This window comes from Microbacterium sp. CPCC 204701, from assembly GCF_004010105.1.
In the GTDB taxonomy this organism is placed as follows: domain Bacteria; phylum Actinomycetota; class Actinomycetes; order Actinomycetales; family Microbacteriaceae; genus Microbacterium.
Genome location: NZ_RRYE01000610.1, coordinates 1 through 1,168, shown reverse-complemented (window position 1 = coordinate 1,168; position 1,168 = coordinate 1). Strand labels below are relative to the sequence as shown.

The following is a 1,168-nucleotide window of genomic DNA, read 5'->3' as shown; positions in this document are numbered from 1 at the left end:
ACCGGATCGACGCCGCCGCCCGACGACGCCGCCGTGCCCGCGCCGCGCTCCTCAGCGCGCTCGATGGCGTCCGAGCCGAGAGGAGCCGTCGGCGTCGGCGTCGACCGGGGCGCGGCCGGGTCGACCTCGCCCAGCTGCCCGGGCGTGGTCGAGGCGGGAGAGAACGAGGTCGGAACGCCGAGTCCCGACGTCGGCTCGAACGAGATCCAGCCGATGCCCGAGAAGTACACCTCGGGCCACGCGTGCAGCTGCGAGCTCGACACCGTGTACACCGGCTGCCCGTCGACGGATTCCGTCGTCGGCTCGCCCGGAAGATACCCGACGACGATGCGCGACGGCATGTGGAGGGTCCGCGCCATGAGGGCGAACGCCGACGCGAAGTGCACGCAGTATCCCTCGCGCACGTCGAGGAACTGCGCGACGGCTTCGGCGCCGCTGCCGTCGAAGCCGGCCTCGACCGGAGCATCGAGGGAGTACTGGAACTCGCCGCCGCGGAACCACCGCTGCAGTGCCACCAGCCGGTCGTAGTCGTTCGTGGCGCCGGCGGTCACCTCGGCGGCGAGCTCGCCGATCACCGGCGGCACATCCGCCGGCAGCTGCGTGGTCTCGTCGCGCACCTGTCCGCCGCTCGCAGTCGCGGCACGGGCCTGCTCGAGCGACGGACGCGCGACCGCGTAACGGACGTCGTAGTCCTGACCCTGCGTCGACCCCGATCGCGACATCACGGTGCGGTTGTACGGCATCGCTCCCCAGGTGCCCTCGAGTCCCGTCACCTCGATCGCAGGGTACGGGACCGGCGCCCACGGCGAGGCGAGGTTGACGACCTCGAGGTTCGACAGGTACTCGGTCACCCGGATTTCGGGGTCGACCGCGATGCCTCCGAGCGCGCGCTCGCTCTCGACCGACACCGACTGCGCGCGGTCGGGCTCCCACACGCCGCCGTCGAAGCGCGAGAGTGTGGTGGCGCGCAGGTAGGGGACGGTCGGCGAATCGGTGCGCAGCCGCATCACCTCGATCTCCTGCGGCCGCCGCAGATCGTCGCCGAGCTGAAGCGTCGCGTCGATGCCGGGCCCGGGGCCCACGCCCGCGCCGGCGCGAGCCACGGGCTGCGGGAGCATCGGCGTCGCGACGACCGCGACCACCACCGCGATCGCCCCGATGCCGATCG

The 1,168-nt window shown here is 72.8% G+C and carries 1 protein-coding gene; it reads right to left on the bottom strand.

The genetic code is table 11. From position 1 onward, the window contains the following. Window positions 1–1,168: transglutaminase family protein (locus tag EIO58_RS18290; RefSeq protein WP_164861887.1), on the bottom strand; the 1,168-nt coding region annotated here is incomplete at both ends.